13 protein-coding genes and 1 pseudogene are annotated in these 18,061 nt (G+C 60.2%); 5 read left to right on the top strand and 9 right to left on the bottom strand.

The annotated features are described in order from the left end of the window. Window positions 1-265 precede the first annotated feature (265 nt). Window positions 266-1,582: pseudogene (gene dctA, locus ACP2YO_RS13880) on the bottom strand (C4-dicarboxylate transporter DctA); the annotation flags it as partial. Between the two features lie 358 nt (window positions 1,583-1,940). Then, complete coding sequence (metC, locus tag ACP2YO_RS13875; protein ID WP_426441341.1) at window positions 1,941-3,188, bottom strand: cystathionine beta-lyase; 1,248 nt, start codon at window positions 3,186-3,188, stop codon at window positions 1,941-1,943. A 1,223-nt stretch (window positions 3,189-4,411) separates the two neighbouring features. On the opposite strand from metC, the gene ACP2YO_RS13870 reads away from it, so the two are divergent. After that, window positions 4,412-5,155, top strand: a complete 744-nt coding sequence (locus tag ACP2YO_RS13870) for an outer membrane protein (protein WP_426441340.1) — start codon at window positions 4,412-4,414, stop codon at window positions 5,153-5,155. A 403-nt stretch (window positions 5,156-5,558) separates the two neighbouring features. Here ACP2YO_RS13870 and ACP2YO_RS13865 read toward each other — a convergent pair whose 3' ends face one another. After that, window positions 5,559-6,566, bottom strand: coding sequence for a cytochrome-c peroxidase (locus tag ACP2YO_RS13865; protein ID WP_426441339.1), 1,008 nt, complete (start codon window positions 6,564-6,566; stop codon window positions 5,559-5,561). A 900-nt stretch (window positions 6,567-7,466) separates the two neighbouring features. On the opposite strand from ACP2YO_RS13865, the gene ACP2YO_RS13860 reads away from it, so the two are divergent. The 3 genes from ACP2YO_RS13860 (at window position 7,467) to ACP2YO_RS13850 (ending at window position 10,109) form a co-directional block, all read left to right on the top strand. Next, a complete protein-coding gene (locus ACP2YO_RS13860; protein WP_426441338.1) occupies window positions 7,467-7,907 on the top strand; it encodes an aminotransferase class I/II-fold pyridoxal phosphate-dependent enzyme in 441 nt (146 codons plus the stop codon). Between the two features lie 11 nt (window positions 7,908-7,918). Further along, window positions 7,919-8,791 carry an isocitrate lyase/phosphoenolpyruvate mutase family protein gene (locus tag ACP2YO_RS13855; RefSeq protein WP_426441337.1) on the top strand — a complete coding sequence of 291 codons (873 nt, stop codon included), beginning with the start codon at window positions 7,919-7,921 and terminating at the stop codon, window positions 8,789-8,791. A gap of 409 nt (window positions 8,792-9,200) precedes the next feature. Further along, window positions 9,201-10,109, top strand: coding sequence for a LysR family transcriptional regulator (locus ACP2YO_RS13850; RefSeq protein ID WP_426441336.1), 909 nt, complete (start codon window positions 9,201-9,203; stop codon window positions 10,107-10,109). Between the two features lie 649 nt (window positions 10,110-10,758). Here the strand turns inward: ACP2YO_RS13850 and ACP2YO_RS13845 are convergent. The 5 genes from ACP2YO_RS13845 to ACP2YO_RS13825 all read right to left on the bottom strand — a co-directional run bounded on the left by ACP2YO_RS13845 (window position 10,759) and on the right by ACP2YO_RS13825 (window position 16,148). Next, on the bottom strand, window positions 10,759-11,022 hold the full coding sequence (locus tag ACP2YO_RS13845) for a hypothetical protein (RefSeq protein ID WP_426441335.1): 264 nt from the start codon (window positions 11,020-11,022) through the stop codon (window positions 10,759-10,761). 220 nt (window positions 11,023-11,242) lie between these two features. Further along, a complete protein-coding gene (locus ACP2YO_RS13840; RefSeq protein WP_426441334.1) occupies window positions 11,243-12,040 on the bottom strand; it encodes an amidohydrolase family protein in 798 nt (265 codons plus the stop codon). Further along, window positions 12,037-12,291 (bottom strand): hypothetical protein, encoded by a 255-nt coding sequence (locus ACP2YO_RS13835; protein ID WP_426441333.1) that lies wholly within the window; start codon window positions 12,289-12,291, stop codon window positions 12,037-12,039. The genes ACP2YO_RS13840 and ACP2YO_RS13835 overlap by 4 nt, the downstream gene beginning before the upstream one ends. Window positions 12,292-13,324: 1,033 nt before the next feature. Continuing rightward, a complete protein-coding gene (locus ACP2YO_RS13830) occupies window positions 13,325-15,457 on the bottom strand; it encodes a PQQ-dependent dehydrogenase, methanol/ethanol family (protein WP_426441332.1) in 2,133 nt (710 codons plus the stop codon). A gap of 226 nt (window positions 15,458-15,683) precedes the next feature. After that, window positions 15,684-16,148 carry a class I SAM-dependent methyltransferase gene (locus ACP2YO_RS13825; RefSeq protein WP_426441331.1) on the bottom strand — a complete coding sequence of 155 codons (465 nt, stop codon included), beginning with the start codon at window positions 16,146-16,148 and terminating at the stop codon, window positions 15,684-15,686. Here ACP2YO_RS13825 and ACP2YO_RS13820 point away from each other — a divergent pair. Further along, on the top strand, window positions 16,147-16,344 hold the full coding sequence (locus ACP2YO_RS13820; protein WP_426441330.1) for a hypothetical protein: 198 nt from the start codon (window positions 16,147-16,149) through the stop codon (window positions 16,342-16,344). The genes ACP2YO_RS13825 and ACP2YO_RS13820 overlap by 2 nt on opposite strands. Window positions 16,345-16,533: 189 nt before the next feature. Here ACP2YO_RS13820 and ACP2YO_RS13815 read toward each other — a convergent pair whose 3' ends face one another. Further along, window positions 16,534-17,916 (bottom strand): hypothetical protein, encoded by a 1,383-nt coding sequence (locus tag ACP2YO_RS13815; protein ID WP_426441329.1) that lies wholly within the window; start codon window positions 17,914-17,916, stop codon window positions 16,534-16,536. Between the last annotated feature and the right edge of the window lie 145 nt (window positions 17,917-18,061).

The following is an 18,061-nucleotide window of genomic DNA, read 5'->3' as shown; positions in this document are numbered from 1 at the left end:
GACCAGTGCGCCTTCTCTGCCGCCCCGATATTGGCGCCGTGGCTTCGAACCTACCGACGAGCGCCTCATGCCGCCTGACACTTGGTAGGGTTCCTCTTGTGCCCTGCAGGCCGAAGCGCTCTTTCGAGTTCCAATGCTTGCGATTCCGTGGTGTCTCATGTCGTCAGGGTGTCGCGCGCGTTCGAGGCGGGCTCGTGCTCTCGTGCCCAGAATCCCTGGATTTCTGATTCGCCTCCCTTCGGGGGCGTTGAGGAATGACGTCAGCGGTCGTGATCGCTCTTTCCACGTCTGCCGGATCGATCTCGTGGTTCAGCCCGGCATGCAGCGTGGCCTGGTCGAGCTCGCCCTCCCACCAGGACACGAACACTGCGGCGATACCGTTGCCGGTGAGGTTGGTCAGCGCGCGCACCTCGCTCATGAACTTGTCGATCGAGAACACGATAGCCATGCCAGGCACCAGCGCCGGATTGACCACCGAGAGCGTCGCGGCCAGCGTGATGAAGCCCGCACCGGAGACGCCGCTAGCGCCCTTCGAGGTGAGCATCGCCACGACCAGGATGGTCAGCTGCTGGGCGAACGTGAGATCGACCCCGAGCGCCTGCGCGATAAACAGCGTCGCTAGCGTCATGTAGATGTTGGTGCCATCGAGGTTGAAGGAATAGCCGGTCGGCACCACGAGGCCGACGACGGGCTTGGAGCAGCCAAGCCGCTCGAGCTTCTCCATCAACTGCGGCAACGCACTTTCCGAGGACGAGGTACCGAGCACGATCAACAACTCGTCCTTGATATAGGCGATGAACTTGAAAATGGAAAACCCGACGAAGCGCGCGATCAGCCCGAGCACGATCACCACGAACAGCGCTGCCGTGGCATAGAACAGCGCGATCAAGCCGATCAGATTACCGAGCGCGGACGGCCCGAATTTTCCGACCGTATAGGCCATGGCGCCGAACGCGCCGATCGGTGCTGCCTTCATGATGATCGCGATCACGCCGAACACGGCATGCGCTGCGTCGTCGATCAAGCCGCGCAGCCTGTCACCGCGCGCGCCGAGCGCCATCAGCGAGAAGCCGAACAGGATCGCAAACAACAACACTTGCAGGATGTCGCCGCGCGCGAGCGCGCCGACCACGCTGTCTGGGATGATGTTGAGGATGAAATCGACGGACTTCGCGGCTTCCGCCTGCTTGACGTAGTTGGCGACTGCCGCAGCATCGGGCTTGGTGGCGAGCCCATGACCGATCTGGAACAGATTGCCCATGATCAGGCCGAAAACAAGAGCAAAGGAGGACACGATCTCGAAATAGACCAGCGCCTTGAGGCCGACCCGGCCGACCTTCTTCGCATCCTGGATATGGGCGATACCGGAGACCACGGTGCAGAAGATGATCGGCGCGATCACCATCTTGATCAGCTTGATGAAGCCGTCGCCGAGCGCCTTGATCCAGTCGTTGGTCGCAACCAACGGCCATAGCCAGCCGACGATGACGCCGATCAGGATCGCGATCAGGACCTGGACGTAGAGAACCTTGTACCAGGATCGAAGGGCCCGCGCGGGCACCGCGGCGGTCATGGTGGTCATAGCGCTTCTCCCCTATTCTGCGGCAGCCCGTTCGATCGGGCGTCCGAGCTCCGGCACCACCATCCAGCCGACGCACCAATCGCCCGCGCGAAAATGGTTCCGAAAACGACTTAAAGCACGAGCGCGTCTCTAGTCCTTCGCCAGCACGTCGCCGATGTTCGGCCCACTGGTATTGGATTCAGGGCGTTGTTTCTGACGATGAGCTATAAGACGTCGTGGCATTGCTGGTGATTTTCCTGTTCTTTCTTCCAAAACGTTCTTCATGTGACGGACGTACCTGATCCTGAGACGACTGTGGCTGGGCAGCAACGGAGCAATTCTTGACAAGACCAGCCTTCATTTCTGGACGCTGCTGACTTTAAGCTGGCTCGGAAAGCCCAGCCATGAGCGCGGCCTCTTCGTTGCGAACAACACCACCGCCCGTCATTTCGCCAGCCGCCCGCAGCGCCTGATGCAGGTCCGCGATCAGATCGCTCGCGCTCTCCATGCCCGCGTGAGTGCGAATCAGCGGTCCCGCGAAAGGCAGCGACGTCTCCGTTCGTTTCGACGGGTCAACAAGCATCACGAGGCTTTCATACCCGCCCCAGGACCAGCCGATGCCAAAAAGCTGCAGCCGACTGAACAGAACCGAAAGCTGACGCTGCGACATCGGTCTGAGCACGACGCCGAAGAGACCACTCGCACCCAGAAAGTCTCGTTTCCAGATGGCATGGCCAGGATCGTTGAAAAGCGCCGGGTGCAAGATCTTGTCGACTGCCGGATGCGCCTGCAGGCTCTTGGCCAGCTCGAGGCCATTGTTCCAATGCTGCTTCATGCGAACCGCCAGCGTGCGCAGTCCGCGCAGGGTCAAATAGATGTCATCTGGCCCAGCGATCTCCCCAAAATCATGGGCGCTTGACCGCAGCGCGGGCCAGGCGGCTTCGTTCGCAGTGGCAATCCCAAGCAAGGCATCGGAGTGGCCGACGATATATTTTGTGGCGGCTTGGATCGAGATGTCGACGCCATGCTCAAACGGCTTGAAATAAAGCGGCGTTGCCCATGTGTTATCCAGGATCACAAGCGCATCCGACTGATGCGCGATGGCAGCGAGTGCTGGGATATCCTGCACCTCAAAGGTCAGGGATGAAGGCGATTCCAGATAGACCGCCCGGGTATTTGCGTTGATCTTCGCGGCGAGCTCCGAGGGTTGCGTTGGATGGAAATATTGGACTCTGATCTGAAACCTCGTGAGAACCTGGTCGGCGAAGGTTCTCAGAGGTGCGTAGACGCCGTCGCTGATCAAAACATGATCGCCCGCCTTGAGGACCCCGAGAAGCGAATGCGCGCAAGCAGAGAGCCCCGACGGGAAGAGGATCGAACGATACCCGCCCTCCAACTCGCAAACGGCAGCCTCAAGTGCTCGCGACAGAGGCGAGCCGAAGCGCCCGTAATTCGCCGTCGGATCGTCTTGCATTCGCGATCCGTATTCCTCCAGGGTCTCCGACAAGATAGTCGAGCCCCGATAGATAGGCACGTTGACCATCCCGGCATGTTTGGCGGGCGAACGGCCGAGATGAGAAAGTCGCGTCTCGGTCTTAAGGCTTCCGCTGTCGTCCAGATGCTTCATTGTTTCTTTCTGGTGGGATTGTGGATGGCCTGCTCAAGGACATGGCGACGCTAGCCAACCGCTCAGATGAAACTTCATAACGGTGAGCCCCCTTCCCGGGCGGCTTCTTCGTATACGGTCGACATCGGGCAGCCTCTTTTTTTGCACCCTCACCACGTGCGTTGCGTCCGCCTCATCGAGAATGGCTCGTACACAGGCGGCGACGACGACTCTCAAGCGCGCTGCTTCGCAAGATTCCCAATAGCCCTCGCATTCACCGCCTGTTGCCAAGCACCGCAGGCCGCTGCGCGCATTGGAAGCAAGAGCCGGGCCACAAGCGCTGATCTATGCACGCGATCAGCGTATTGCCCGGAAACGCGCAGATCAGCTTGCACCGCGGTCGGTCTGCGTTGTTCGAAAGTCAACACGTCATGTCCCGAATCCACCACTTCGGGTCGATCATGGTCGAACCAAGTTTTTCCGATGAGTGTTGCGGGCGAATGCCTGCACGCCAGCGGCGTTGGAGCCCAAATACGGTTGTTTGCGAAGCAAGAGCATAAGGTCCGCGTTGGATGCCCCGCATACACCATCCGCCATGAGAGTACGGCATCGATCGCATCCCTCCGCCTTATTTGACGCGCGTTGGCAACGCTTTTGACCCGATCGCTATCGCCGGCTCGTTGCAGAACGACGTCGAACGTCAGATTCCCCATCGCGAGCTCCAGACAATTCGAACCCTCCGATCGCGCGCAGAGTCTCCCGTGATGACGGCTGGCCGGAACGGCCATGCAAGATCATCTCAACATGGCTTGGCCGCTTTCATGCCGTCCGCTTTCAAGCGGATTCGGTCCGCCCACGGCCGTGAAAAGTCGCGGGGACGTCGATGGTCGCGTTGTGTTTGCCGTTTAACCGGCGGCCGTCCAAGGAGATGCCTGGCAATGGGGTTCGGTCAGGCTATTCGAGGTTGCCATCGCCAGCTTCGTCGCAACGAGTTTCTTTGTAAGCGTTGGTTCGAACAGACTCTTGCTTCATTCCAATGTTGGATTGACGCGCCCGCCTTCAGGCTCCGATACGCGAGGGACCATTATGTAAGTTTTTACCTCGCGTCCCGGCGCACAACCTGACGCGGCGTTTGCTTCACGTCATTTCCTGGACGCGAGTGTTGCGCAGCAGTTACATCAATTTGCAACGGCACTGTTAACAGTGCGCACGGTGCAGGGGACATGTGAAGGAGCGTACTCGGAATGAAGAACTACTTGTTGCTTATGACTGCCAGCATCGTCGCGCTGAATGCGGCGACGCCCACCTTTGCCGCGGATCTCGCTGCGCAGCCCGTTTACAAAGCGCCGCCACCTTCACCGGTCGCGGCCGCGATCTATGACTGGAGCGGCTTCTATCTTGGTGCCAATGGCGGTTTGGGTTCGAGCCATAGCTCCTGGGATTTTTCGGGCGTCACGCCGGAGGGCTCCCATGACGCCAGCGGCGGGACGCTCGGTGGCCAGGTCGGTTATCGCTGGCAGTCAGGCCAGGTCGTCTTCGGTATCGAAGGCCAGGGCAACTGGGCTGGTCTCAGCGGCTCCAATGTCAGCCTCGCCTTCCCGGGTGACATCAATCAGACCAAGACTGGTGGGTTCGGCCTTTTCACTGGCCAGATCGGCTACGCCATCAACAACGTACTGCTCTACGCAAAGGTCGGTGCCGCGGAGACCAGCAACACCTATCAGGTCAACTCCACCCTCACCGGCGCCCAGCTGGCGAGCACCGACAACACCCGCTGGGGCGGCACGGTCGGCGCGGGCGTCGAAGTCGGTTTCACGCCGAACTGGTCGTTCGGCGTCGAGTATGACCACCTCTTCAGGCAGGACGCTAACGTGAACTTCGCCACTGCCGCTGGCGCGACCGCGAGCGACCGCATCGGGCAGGATTTCGACGTTGTGACCGCCCGGCTCAATTACAAGTTCTGGGGCCCGGTAGTTCCCAGATACTGATCTAATCGCGTCAAGACGATGAAACGAGCGCCCCGGCCCCAGGCCGGGGTTCTTTTTTGCCGTTTCTGTGCCCTGCAATGCTCAGCTTGATGTTGGCTCAACAGGCGCAGACAAGCCGGAGAAACGCGATCGTGCCTGCTGGTAGCTCAAGGTCGCAGGCGACCGACTCCTCGGCTGCGTTAGCCGCGCTGTCACAGGCGCGCCAAGCCTGAAGCGCGGCGTAGGGGCGTGGTCACCTGGTGCTCGCCGCAGCTGCTCTCGATTTCCGATCGGGCACTTGCGTACGCATCCTGCTTGTATCGTTGTCCGCCTTATCAACGTGATGTTTTGCCGACGCCCGACTCTCTTCATTGCAGACCTTGCATTCAGCCACGCGCAATGTCACCGACAGCGAAGAACCATCCTATTTGCCTAAAGCTGGCGGCGGCGTCGCGTCGGTACGCGTGGGCAATATCGGATACTCGATCTTGGGCGGCTGCCCGGTCAGCGAATTCAGAAATGCGACAATATCGTTCTCTTCCGTATCGCTAAGCTTGGCACCAAGCTGGACTTTCGCCATCACGCCAACAGCCTGTTTCAGGCTCCAAACCTGACCCGAATGGAAGTATGGCGGTCGCAACGCGACATTACGCAACGGCGCTGCGCGGAATACGTATTCGTCGCTGGCAACTTTGGTGACCGCGAAGCGGCCCTTGTCGGCGGTCGGACGTAGGCTTGTGCTCGGCCTTTCGATCTGACCAAACCGGAAATAGTCCTGTCCACCGACGTTGATCCCGTTGTGACAAGAGGAGCATCCCGTTTCCATGAATAGCTTCAGACCTGACTTCTGCTGATTATTGAGAGCATTCGTATCGCCTTCAAGGTACTGATCGAAAGGGGCCGCGGGTGTAATGAGAGTCGCTTCAAAGGCCTCGATCGCCTTGGCAAAGTTGTCAAAGGTGACCGGCGACGCCTCGCTTGGGAACGCCTTTTTGAACATGACCCCATACTCGCTCATCGAGTTCAGCGTGTCGATCACATGATCTGGGGTCGCGTTCATCTCGACGCTCGCCGGCACAGGTCCCTTTGCTTGCGCCTTGAGGTCTGCGGCGCGTCCATCCCAGAACTGCGCCACATTGAAGACTGAGCTATAGACGGTTGGGGCCCGACGCTGTCCCAGTTGCCAGCCGTGACCAACCGAAGTCGGACCGGCATCCACTCCGCCCGTACCAAGATTGTGACAGGTATTGCAGCTAATGATTTCGCTCGCCGACACTCGTGGATCGAAGAACAATATCTTACCGAGTTCGACCTTCTCGTGGGTGACCGGGTTGTCCTTTACCGCGAGTACGACCGAGGGGATAGGTCTGAAACTCTGCCTAGCAGCCTCCATCAGATCATCATCTGCGTTAGCTTGTGATGAGGCCAGCATCGCAGCGGCCGCAACACATAACAACGTAAGAGGTGCAGTTCTCGGATCGCTGACGTCTTCCTAATAGGTATCATCGGTACCAGCTCTGATTGATGCTCTGGGAAATTGGAAGGCATGACGCCGCACTTGGATCCTCCTGGGCCAGCGCGCTGCAACACCACTCGATATTCATGCTTCAGGCCGCGCCTGTAAGTGGTCACCATGGAGCAAAACGCTTCAGTTCTTGTTCACGCATAGCCGTATGAGAAGCGGTGCTCATTTCTTCGAACTATGCGCTCGTACCAGGTGCGGCCGACTTGCGCCCGCTTGCGCGGCTACCGCGGCGGTACCTTTATGCCGCACTTGACCTAGATCCGGCCGCGCGAATGCGCACCGGCACACGCGAACGAAAGCGGCGTCAAGTGGTTCCCGCCACCGGATCGGTGACTTCCGCTGGCGGTAGAGGCGAGGTTGAGGAGCATTGCGTTCTTCGTTGTAGATCGTGGGGATCACGTCGACGCCTCTCGCTGGAACTGACCCGCAGGAGTTCCGGCTGCGATAAAGCTGACGATGCTGCATGATGGAGACGATACCGTGCACGCGCTCCTCTCCATAACTTCCGAGGACCCGAGATGAGGATAGCAAGTATCGTACCAGCTGCGGCGCCAGCGAGATCAGCCGCGGAAAACAAACGCTTGAGAACAACGGCGATCGATTGCGTCGCTTCAAGCCATCGAAACAATTGCGACATAAGTCGGAAATGGGGCACCGCCTTTTGCAGCAGCCGCGACATTGGTGGACGTCGGACGAAGCGGCTCGGGATGCGTATGCTCATCGCAATCTGTGCGAGAGCGAGGCACGCAATGGAAGTGAGCGATCGCAGCGTTCATCAGAGATGGAAACGTCTATGGCGCGGGACCTTTGTCGCTCATCAAGGCCATGAACCTCGTCCAAGGCCAGACCTCCCCGCATACCAGCTCGATTTCGCAATATGCCGCCGTCGAGGCGCTGTCCGGCGGCAGGAATCACATCAAGGAATTCGCGAGCGCGTTTCTCGAGCGCCGCGATGTCGTCGTCGCCAAGCTGAACCAGACCGATGGACTTTCGTGCCGGGTGCCGGACGGTGCCTTCTACGCTTTCCCCTCCTGCGCGGGCGTCATCGGCAAGCGCACACCGGACGGCAAGGTGATCGAAACCGACACCGATTTCGCCATGTATCTGCTCGATGCTTTCGCTGTGGCCGTCGTGCCGGGGAGCGGCTTCATGGCCTCGCCCTATATCCGCATTTCCTATGCCTCCTCACTCGAGGATCTCACCCGCGCCTGCGACCGTATCATCGCCGCCTGCGCGGCCCTGTCCTGAAAGACCGTCCGATGTCCCCTGCCAAACGCCTCCGCGCCCGCATGGCCGAGACCGGTCTTGTTCACATCATGGCCGCCCATAGCCCGTTTTCGGCGATCCTCGCAGAACAAGCCGGGTTCGATGGCCTGTGGGCTTCCGGGTTCGAGCTGTCGGCACTTTACGGCCTGCCGGACATGAGCCTGATCTCGATGACACAGCATCTCGACATGCTGCGGGCAATTGCCGGACGCACGAGGCTACCGATCGTCGCCGACATCGATACGGGCTACGGTAACGCGATCAATGTCATCCATGCCATCGGCGAATACGAGCGGGCCGGCGCCAGCGCCGTTGTCATCGAGGACAAGACCTTTCCGAAAGTGACTAGTCTTGTTGCCGGCGGCCGCCAGGAACTGCTGCGCATTGAGGAGTTTCAAGGCAAGATCGAGGCTGCGGTTGCGACAAGGCGGGACCCGAATTTTCTCGTCATCGCCCGCACCGAAGCGCTGATCGCCGGCCTTGGCGAAGCGGAAGCCCTCGATCGCGCAAAAGCCTATGTGAAGGCTGGCGCCGACATGATCCTGATCCATTCGAAAAAAAAGGATCCTTCCGAGATCGAAAGCTTTTCACGGGCCTGGACCGGAGCGGTGCCGCTGGTGATCGTGCCGAACGCCTACCCGGATCTCAATGCCGAGCGGGTCAAGGCGCTCGGCAATATCCGCATAATGATCTACGGCAACTACGGCGTTCGCGCGGCTGCAACTGCCATGCAGGAGACCTTCCGCCGGATCATCGCCGACGGCGGCGTCCAGAACGTCCACAAGGACATTCTGCCGGTGGAGGAGATTTTCAGACTTCAGACGATGGACCAGGTTAAGGCCGCTGAAGCTCGGTTCCTGCGCTGAACGCAACCGTCCTTCCCGCAGCAACCGTCAAGACTCTAACACCGTAGATGGCGCGCGAGCTCCGATCAGGTGCTATCGTGGCTCTGTTGAGAAGATTTGAGTAAACGGCTCTCCCCTCCAGAAAGCCGGGTGGTGTGTCGACTGCGAGAAGAAGCGTTCGCGCAAACCAATCTCACGGCGCGCTCAAGACTCGGCTCTGAAGCCGGCGATCAAATTGAAGTGTTGCGGCTGGTTGTACGGATCGTACCGACCGCACCCGGTTTTGTGCGCGAGATGTCATTAATGAGCAGCAATCCGGCTACATACGTCAAATAAGTTGTAAGCATCAAATAATGTGATGGAATATCCTTGGTTGGCAACGCATCACCGTGAACATTGGCGGACTTCCCGGAAGGTGTCGGAACTGCAGATGGCCCGCGGAGACGATGAAGTGCCTCTCAGTGCGATCCGCGTGTTCGTGGCGATCGCGCGAGAAGGAAGCGTAACGCGCGCCGCTCGCGCGCTGGGAGCAGCACAGAGCTCCGTCAGCCGGTATCTGGCCGTGCTGCAGGACTATCTGGGTACGGATCTGATCGAACGGCGCGGTGGGCGGAGCGAATTGACGGAATTCGGACGGCTTTTTGTCAATACAGTTGCCGAACCGCTCGATACGGTGTGCTTCACCGCCAAACGAATGCGTCGGCGGAATCGTCCGGACGCCAATCGGATTGTGGTCCGCACGTCGCTTTCGACCTTTGCTTACTCTCTCCTGATTCCGAATCTTCAGGCATTCTCCGCTGAGATGGGCGGCGTCATCGTGGATGTGATCAGTTCATTGTCTCAGCCGACATCTTCCGACCACTACGATGTCTTGATTACGCGCGATCTTTCCGTCATCGAACCGGCCGACGATTGGGAGGTCTATAACGAGCAACTCGTCTGTGTGGGCGCGCCAGATTACGTGGATGGTAAGGACCTCTCAGTCGTTCGCGCGATGCCGATTCTGAACATCACATCTCGGCCCGACATACTGCCAATATGGTTGCGGGCGATGAACCTGACCTTTGCAGACATCAAGTCGGGAGCGCGCTACGACCACAATTACCTCGCTCTACCGGCGGTCATGACGGGAAAATGCCTTCTGGTAGCGCCCGAGATTATTGTCAGCGATCTCGTGCGCGGGGGCGTTCTGCACGTGCTACCGGGGTCACGTACTGGCAGCGGCATGCAATATCGGGCCTTTGCGGTCGACCGCAGTGAGAATTCCGAAATGGCGCGTGCCTTTTGCCGCTGGCTGGTCCGGCTTTGCAGAAAGGCCGCTCTTCTGGAAGCCGCTTAAGGATCACGTGAGCTATCGCGACGCCTCGAAAGTCGCACTGTCCGCGTCAGTATTGAGAAGAGCCCTGGATACTTCTATTTGTGAACCTCAACGGTTAAGCGCACGTCGTTTCTCGAACGCCACATGACCCTAATCTTTTGGCGGAAGCGAGTGCCACGCGCGCGCCTGGTGGTCAGTTTGGATCTCTCGATCCGGAATCCGCGAACGGTACGGCGCGCTCAGCAGCATCAGAAAAAGCGCCCTGTTGGCTTCATAATTGGCAGCGGATCGACTGCTTCTTGAACCCGTCATGACCAGCGTGCCTTCGCTCGCGTAGAGCGACCACAGCCACCTTCGCCCGCGCTGTTTTAAGAAAACATCTTGGTGCGCGGAGGCGTTCTGCACGTGGTGCCGGGGGCACGGACCGGCAGCGGCATGCAATGTCGGCCCTATGCGGTCGATCGCAGTGACAATTCCGAAATGGCGCGTGCGTTTTGCCGGTGGCTGGTCCGGCTTTGCAAAAAGGCCGCCCTTCTGGAGGCCACTTAAGATTGCGTGAGCTATCGCGGCGCCTCGACAGTCGCGTTGCCAGCGTCAGCATTGACAAAAGAAATCCCTGAAGCCTGCAACCCGAACCCGAACGGCTACGCGCGCCGCCGTTTCTCGAACGTCATGTCATTCTAGTCTTTGGCGGAAGAGAGCGCCGCGCGCGCGCTTCGTGTTCCGCCTGGATCTCTCCACCCGAAAGCCGCGAATAGTACGGCGCGCTCAGCAGCATCAGAAAAAGCGCCCTGTTCGCTTCATAATTGGCAGCGGATCGACTGTTTCTTGTACCTGTCATGACCAGCGTGCCTTCTCTCGTGTAGAGCGACCACAGCAACCTTCGTCCGCGCTGTTTCAAGACAATCTCGAAGATCGGAAATCGATCAGACATCCATCAGCCCCTCAACCCACACCTCCACCCGTGGTCTGCATTCCTGGGTTCATAGCCCAACCTGCGCCGGTGCCGGCCTACTGTTGTGCTCTACTTATTCTACGCCCGTTGCGGTATGGGGTCCAAGAAAGCCTTGATGGGTCGCCTGTTCTGCCGGCGCCCCTCAAGCCAAAGGTTCTTCGGCGCCATACAGCCCAGCGAAGGGACGCGCTCTGCATGTTTATTCGGCTATTTTTCGAACATATACCGGGTCTTGGTTGCGGAAATCGTAGAGGGCAGCAGCCGTCTCGCCAAGCATCCGCCCGCGGGCGTGCTCGTCCGGGACGAGTGTCTCGAACCATGCGATAGTCTGCGCGTAGGATGGCACATAGGCGTGGGCGGCTGTCATGTGCGGCCACTCCGACCCGAACAGCAGCTGTTCCGGTCCGAGCGCCTCCAGCATCTTGCGCGCTGCTGCCCGGTCCCAGCCATCAGGGACGCGTGCGATTCCCGACATCTTCACCCACACCTCGGCGCCCTTCGCAAGCGCCAGAAGCCGCTCCAGGCGCTGATCCCAGGCCGGATCGCGGACGCAGTCCGCAAGTCCGAAGCCTCGGAACACGAGGCGATGGCCGTCCGCCAGAAGCAGCTCGGCCAGATGCTCACGTCCGTCGATGCCGCCGGACACCTCCAGATGCAAGCCCAGCTGAAGCGCGGCCTTGAAGGACTCGGCCAGCGGATCGGGATTGTCGAGGCTTACCGCCAACCCCGCGGCGCCTGATCGGCCCCACGCCTCTAGGACCTCAGATGCCAGCGGTTGCACGAGGGGCGGAATGAGCCTCACCGGCATTGTGGCCTCGCTCGCCTGAGCGAACAGCTCTGTCGGGTCATCGTTCAGGAAGGCGGGCTGGACCAGGACCAGCCCGGTGACCGCGCAGTCGCGCGCGGCACCTTCCAGCTCTTGCAAGGAGCCGTCAATGACGGGCGCGGCACACCTCGTCTCTCGGCGGAAGGCGTGGACCTCGCAGTCGATCCTCATGAAGCGCCCTCGCCGCAGAGCGCTGCGGCCAGAGCGCCCGCACGCCAACAGTTGACCCGCAAAAGCGGATCCTCGACCACGGCACAATGGATGCGCCGATTGTCCAGCTTCTGGTCAAGCTGAGAACGGGAGACGTCCCGGTGCGTGTCCGGGGCATGGCGCTCGGCCGCGATGATCTTACCGACAGGGCCGAACGCTTCGCTGAAACGCTCGCGCGCCATGGCGAATACGCGCTCGCTGCAGGTGCTCATTTGATTGCTTTCTCAGCCATGCAGATTCTCGTTTGCGAAAGAAGCGCGCCAGCTGCAGATCAGCGAAGAGGATCTGCTTTTCTCGCGACCGCATCCCTCCGGGAGGAAGCGCGCTCCTGGACCCCTACGATCACTTGCGCCGAATGCTAACATCTCGCGAACGGATTCCAGAATCATTTGCGTAGCGTTTCCCGGTCATTGCCGTTGGTTGCGCGAATGCCGGCGCCGTCATCGGTTCGACCATCACTCTGCGGCGAGCCGCAACGTCTTCGCGGACGGTTCCAGGCGCAAAGGCCCGCGCGATAGTCGAGCTCCTTGATTTCCGTGCGAACACTGACCTTCCCTCACAATCTACCTCCCTGGACAGTCTTTCTAAAGGGGATAGCGGTTTGTCGTCATATAAACCTGCAAGACCGGACCACGCGGCGCAGAAATTCAGCATTGTCGTGGCCGTTAGGCAGGAATCCAGACAAATGGCCGCTGGCAAGATCGATAAGGCCCTCCCCGGGCTGATCCGGGCGCCGATGATGGTCCCGGTAGCGCCGAATGACCTCTGACACTCGACTTCGGATCGGATCAACCGCAGATGCGGTCATCCATTCTCACCCCTATGAAGCTGCAGGCCGTATGCGCCAACACAACGAAAGTCCGAACTGGTTCAGACCCCAGACCGAGGCTTATGCGGCAGTTCGTAGCCTCGTTCTTCTTCGCTACGGCTGTGAGTCATTCGTCCTTGGCTTCAGTTGGCGGCTGCGATCTCGGCTGGCGCGTTGACCGAGCATGCGGTTCAACGATTGGTCCTTGGCGACCGCTCTTCGTCCATTCCGACATCAATCTGGACGCCATCCAGTCACCTGGAAGCCTCAACTCACCTCCACATGCACATGCCAAGCCCCATTTCGCTGTAAAATTCGGCCATCGAGCAACCGGATCTCAACAGCGAAAGCCTCGTCGAATAGCCATAAGATGCCCGGGCTCGTGGAATCGGAGCCAGCGCGAAAGATCCGGGGCGGAGACAGCGGCCTGCACAACGTCATTTGTTTGGCCGCACGGCATCGGCCGTGCCCTGGATGTAGGCCGTGATCTTCACGATATCCTCGTCCTTCAGCTTGCCGGTGAAGTCAGGCATGCCGCGATCCTTGAAAGGCCCGTCGAACACGATGTCCTTCAACTTGATGATCTCGTCCTTCGGGACGTATCCGAGGTTGCGGACAACGCCGCCCTTGTCGACACCGGGCACGCCGTGGCAGGGGGCGCAGGCCGCGACATAGAGTGCGGCGCCGGATTCATAGTCCTTGGGATCGTAGGGAACGCCTTCGAGCAGATTCTCGGTCTGGTACCTCACGAACTCGGGCAGCTTCGCCTTGCCGCCAAGTGCAAACGTGTAGACCGTTCCCGGGCTGCGGTTTTCGGTGGCACGCGCGGCCATGCCGAAGGAACCGCCCCAGCCGACGGCGACTGAGACATATTGCACACCGTCGACCAGGTAGGTCGAGGCCGCCGCCACGACGCCGGTCCCGGTCGGTGTCTCCCACAACTTCTTGCCACTTGTGGCATCATAGGCGACGAAGCGCCCGTCGGCCGTACCTTGGAACACCAGATTGCCAGCGGTCGTCAGCGTACCGCCATTCCACGGCGACGGATACTCGACGCGCCAGGCCTCCTTCTGCTTCACCGGATCCCAGGCGATGAGGCGGCCGAAGGCAGGCGCTTTCGAGCGGGTCGCATCCAGCATGAAACCGACATTCCAACCCAGGATGCCGCCGAATTTGCCGGCTGTCGCGGCGTTCTGCGTGAAGTTCTTCTCCGGCGTCAGGTTCCGCGGCACATTCTGTGCTGGCAGATAGACGAGGCCGGTCTGCGGGTTGAACGACATCGGATGCCAATTGTGCGCCCCGTCAGAACTGGGGATGGCGTCATATGGCTCGTCGCTGCGGTCAGCCGGCACTTCGATCGGCCGACCCTTGGCGTCGTAGCCCGTCGCCCAGTTCACGTCGACGAAGTTCTTTGCCGAGATAAACTTGCCGTTGGTGCGGTCGATCACGAAGAAGAAGCCGTTCTTCGGCGCGTGCAGGATCACCTTGCGCGGCGCGCCATCGATGTTGATGTCGGCCAGGATCATCGGCTGGGTCGACGTGTAGTCCCAATTGTCGCCGGGCGTCTCCTGATAGTGCCAGAGATATTTGCCGGTGTCGGCGTTCAGTGCAACCAGCGAGCCGAGATAGAGGTTATCGCCACCAGAGGGGCTGCGAATCTTGCGATTCCATGGCGCGCCGTTGCCGGTGCCGATGTAAACCATGTTCAAGTCGGGATCGAAGGTGAGCGTATCCCAGGGCGTGCCGCCGCCGCCATTGATCCAGTATTTGGCTGATGGATCCCAGGTCTTTACAGCCGCCTGCATCGAGGCGTCCTCGAACGGTCTGGACGGGTCGCCCGGCACCGTAAACCAGCGCCAGAGTTGCTTGCCGGTCTCGGCGTCAAAGGCGGTGACATAGCCGCGCGCACCGTATTCGGCGCCGCCCTGGCCGATCACGACCTTGCCGTTGAAGGCGCGCGGCGCGCCCGTGATAGTGTAGGAGTGATCGTGGTCGATCAGCGTGTCCTTGTCCCACACCCTCTCGCCGGTCGCAGCATCGAGCGCGATCAGCCGGCCGTCATAGGCGGCGACGAACACCTTGCCTTTGTAGACGGCAACGCCGCGATTGACGACGTCGCAGCAGCCCTTGTAGGCCTCGCCGCGGTTGACGCCGGGATCAAAGCTCCAGATCTTCTTGCCGGTGTGCGCGTCGATCGCATGTACGATGCTCCAGGGGCCGGTCTGGAACATGATGCCGTCGACCACGACGGGCGTGGCCTCGATGCCCCGCTCCGAGGCGAGGCTGTAGCTCCATACGAGCCCGAGGCCTTTGACGTTGTCCGAGGTGATCTGATTCAGTTTCGAGAAGCGCGTCTCGGCATAGTCGAAACCGATGGTTGGCCAGTCCTGCGACGTCGCGGTGTTTGCCTTGATCATGGCAGTGTCGACGGCCGACGTCGCCGCCTTGATGCGGGCCGGCGTCATGTCCTCTGCAGGCGTGTTGCCTGCCGAACTCAGAAGAGCCGCCAGAAGCACGGCGATCGTCGGCGAAAAACGGCAAGCGCCGTTCAGAAGCGGCAAGCGTATCATGTCTTCCTCCAGTGAACGAAGGGCAAACCGCTTGCGCGGAGGCCATTGTGATGTGCCGGCAACTGGGCCTCTCGCAGACGCAAAGCGCGATGATCGAGGGTCACCGGTTCAAGGCTGCGAACATCCGCGACCACACCTTGATGCATGCCTGGAAGGCAACTCCTGCCGGCATTGATCGTGATCCGGGTGTAGACGTCGATCGAGAAGCCGGAAATCGCGAGAATTGTCATATCCGCATCCACCACGCGGAGTTGGGGGCGCGGAGTGCGATCCAATCAGGATCCGACCACGACCGCTCCACCTCAAAGCCGAACAAGGGGATCAGATAGTCCCGGATAATGATCGTGACGTGAGGCTCGTTGGCCTCATCCTCGGTCAACTGCTTGGTCTCCTCGTTATCCGCATATTGAGCGGCGCTCTGGATCAGATGTCGCTTGCCGAAGCAGAACCTCACATCATCGAAAAGGAATAAGGCACCAGGTTTCAACAGCCGCACTGCTGCAATGGCGGCCGCCAGATCGACATGGATCGAATGGTTGCCGTCGAGATAGATGATATCGAAAGTCTCGAGATTCCTGGCCAACCTGATCAAATTGTGCAGATATGTTCCTGACCGATTTCCCACCAAGCGGATGTGCCGATCGGCGATGCCGGCCGCTGCCAGGTCGGCCCGGCCGTTCGGCGCAAACATGCTCGAAGTCCAAGCCGACATAGTGGATGCCGAGGTCGTCGATGGTCCTGAACCGCTCCTGCTTGAAGGTCGGCCCTACCCCGATCTCGAGAAAGCGGCGGCCCCGATGGTGTCGAAGGATCTGGAGCAGGCGCGCATGAACCGAGTTCCTGTAGGCACGGTAGTCGCTCGGGAAAGGATGACGAGCGTCAAATAGTTGATCGTGCGACATTCATCAATCGTCTCCGGGTTGCTCAGACAATGTACTTCGGACAGGGCGCGCGCATCCTCCAAAGCCTCACCTTCGGTGCGGTCACGACCGGTACGATGGCCAACATCACGCCGCATCCAGCGACAATCGCAAGCCGAAAATGCGCAGAGCGCGCCGAACTTAAAGCGGCGACACTCATGCCGGCACCTTATTGATGGCAAGTGATGCGGTAACGTCACCTTGATCCCCCGTGACCGCCGCCAGATAGCGAGCGAAGAGCGAGATCGTGCGGGTGTGTGATTCGAGGCTGCTCTTGCTGTTTCGCCCCTCCAGCCAATCGTCGAACAATCTTTTGCGGGCAGCGCCAAGGTCGGCGTTTCGGACGAGTGTGTTCCCCGTAGAATAGGCGCTCTCCCGCAAGGCTGCGCGGCCGAGGAACCCGCCATTCCGCCAGAGCGTGATGTGCGCTTCCTTGGCGAATTGCGGATGACCTTCCGTGTTCGCGTGCGGGCGCTTCAAGACCCTGGCCTCGATCGCTGCGAAGGGACCGATATTCAAGCGAATCGTCTCGGACGCGTACCGCCCGTTTTTGTTGTAGACGTTGGTCGGCAATTGCCGCCAGTTGCGCAGCGATACGCTGGTCTGCAGGAGGTCGAGCCGGAAGAGACAGACGGTATTACCGCTCCCATGGCGGCGAGCGGCTCCGGCCGAGACGAAGTCCGTCTCCCCCCAAACCGGCGGAGCGGGAAAACGTCCAGGGACCGGCGCGGGACCGCGAAGCCTGCGCACCGGATCCGGGCCGATTTGTCTAATCTGGTCGGCGGCGGTCGCCCGATGGACGTCCAGTTCGACCTTCAACGTCCCGAAGTGATCCTCATTGTGAGCCAGGACGCCGGAGAGAATGTCGATGTAATGATAGCCGGAATGGCAAAGCGCGCCGTAGCCGTAGCGGTAGGGATGGTCCTCCCGGGAGAGGATCTCCTCCTCCGTGTTCCACACCCCCTCGTGATGCTCGATACCAATATAGGTGACCGGCGTGCCGAGATTCCGGGAGGCGCGACGCGCATAGCGTCCGATCAATTCGTAGACAGCGTTGTAGCGGCGCGGCGTCATCACAACGCAGCGGCCGCCAGTCCGATTGCAGATCTGCTTGAGCTCTGCCACGGCACTCACCAGACCATTTGCTGCAGGGCGACCATTCGAACCCATCGGAAGCACGACCGGCTTGTCGACCAAGCAATCCAGACCAAGTCCGAGAGCCGCGCGAAGGTAGCCTAAATGCGCCTTCGGTTCGGTCGAGACGATCACTTTGGTGCCTGGACCTGCCAGAGCCGTCAGGGCATCTTCTCCATGTCCGGAATACCAAATCCCCTGCCGCCGGAGATCGGGCACGCATGTGACGCTCGCCGGCTTGCATGGGCGGGCACGGAAGAAGGCAACCACATCGTCTCGTGCGCTCGCGAGCTCGACGACATGAAAACCCGATGCTCGGCCGCGGGCGACGGCGTCCTCGATCAGAGGAATATACTTCGCCCGAGCAAAGGGACCGAGCCCGACGAGTATGAGATGGTCTCTCATGCCTCCCATATCCTCTCGCTTTTGCCTCAATCAGACCTTCGGCTTCGATCAGAGCCGACACAGGCTCGTTCGACGGGACCCGACAAGGGGGAGCTGCCGCCGAGCATCGAGAATCGCAGCTAAGGAAACGGCCTTTGTTTCATCG

The sequence above is a fragment of the Bradyrhizobium genosp. P genome (genome assembly GCF_049949265.1).
Classification (GTDB): Bacteria; Pseudomonadota; Alphaproteobacteria; order Rhizobiales; family Xanthobacteraceae; genus Bradyrhizobium.
This window is presented reverse-complemented; position numbering and strand designations above follow the sequence as displayed.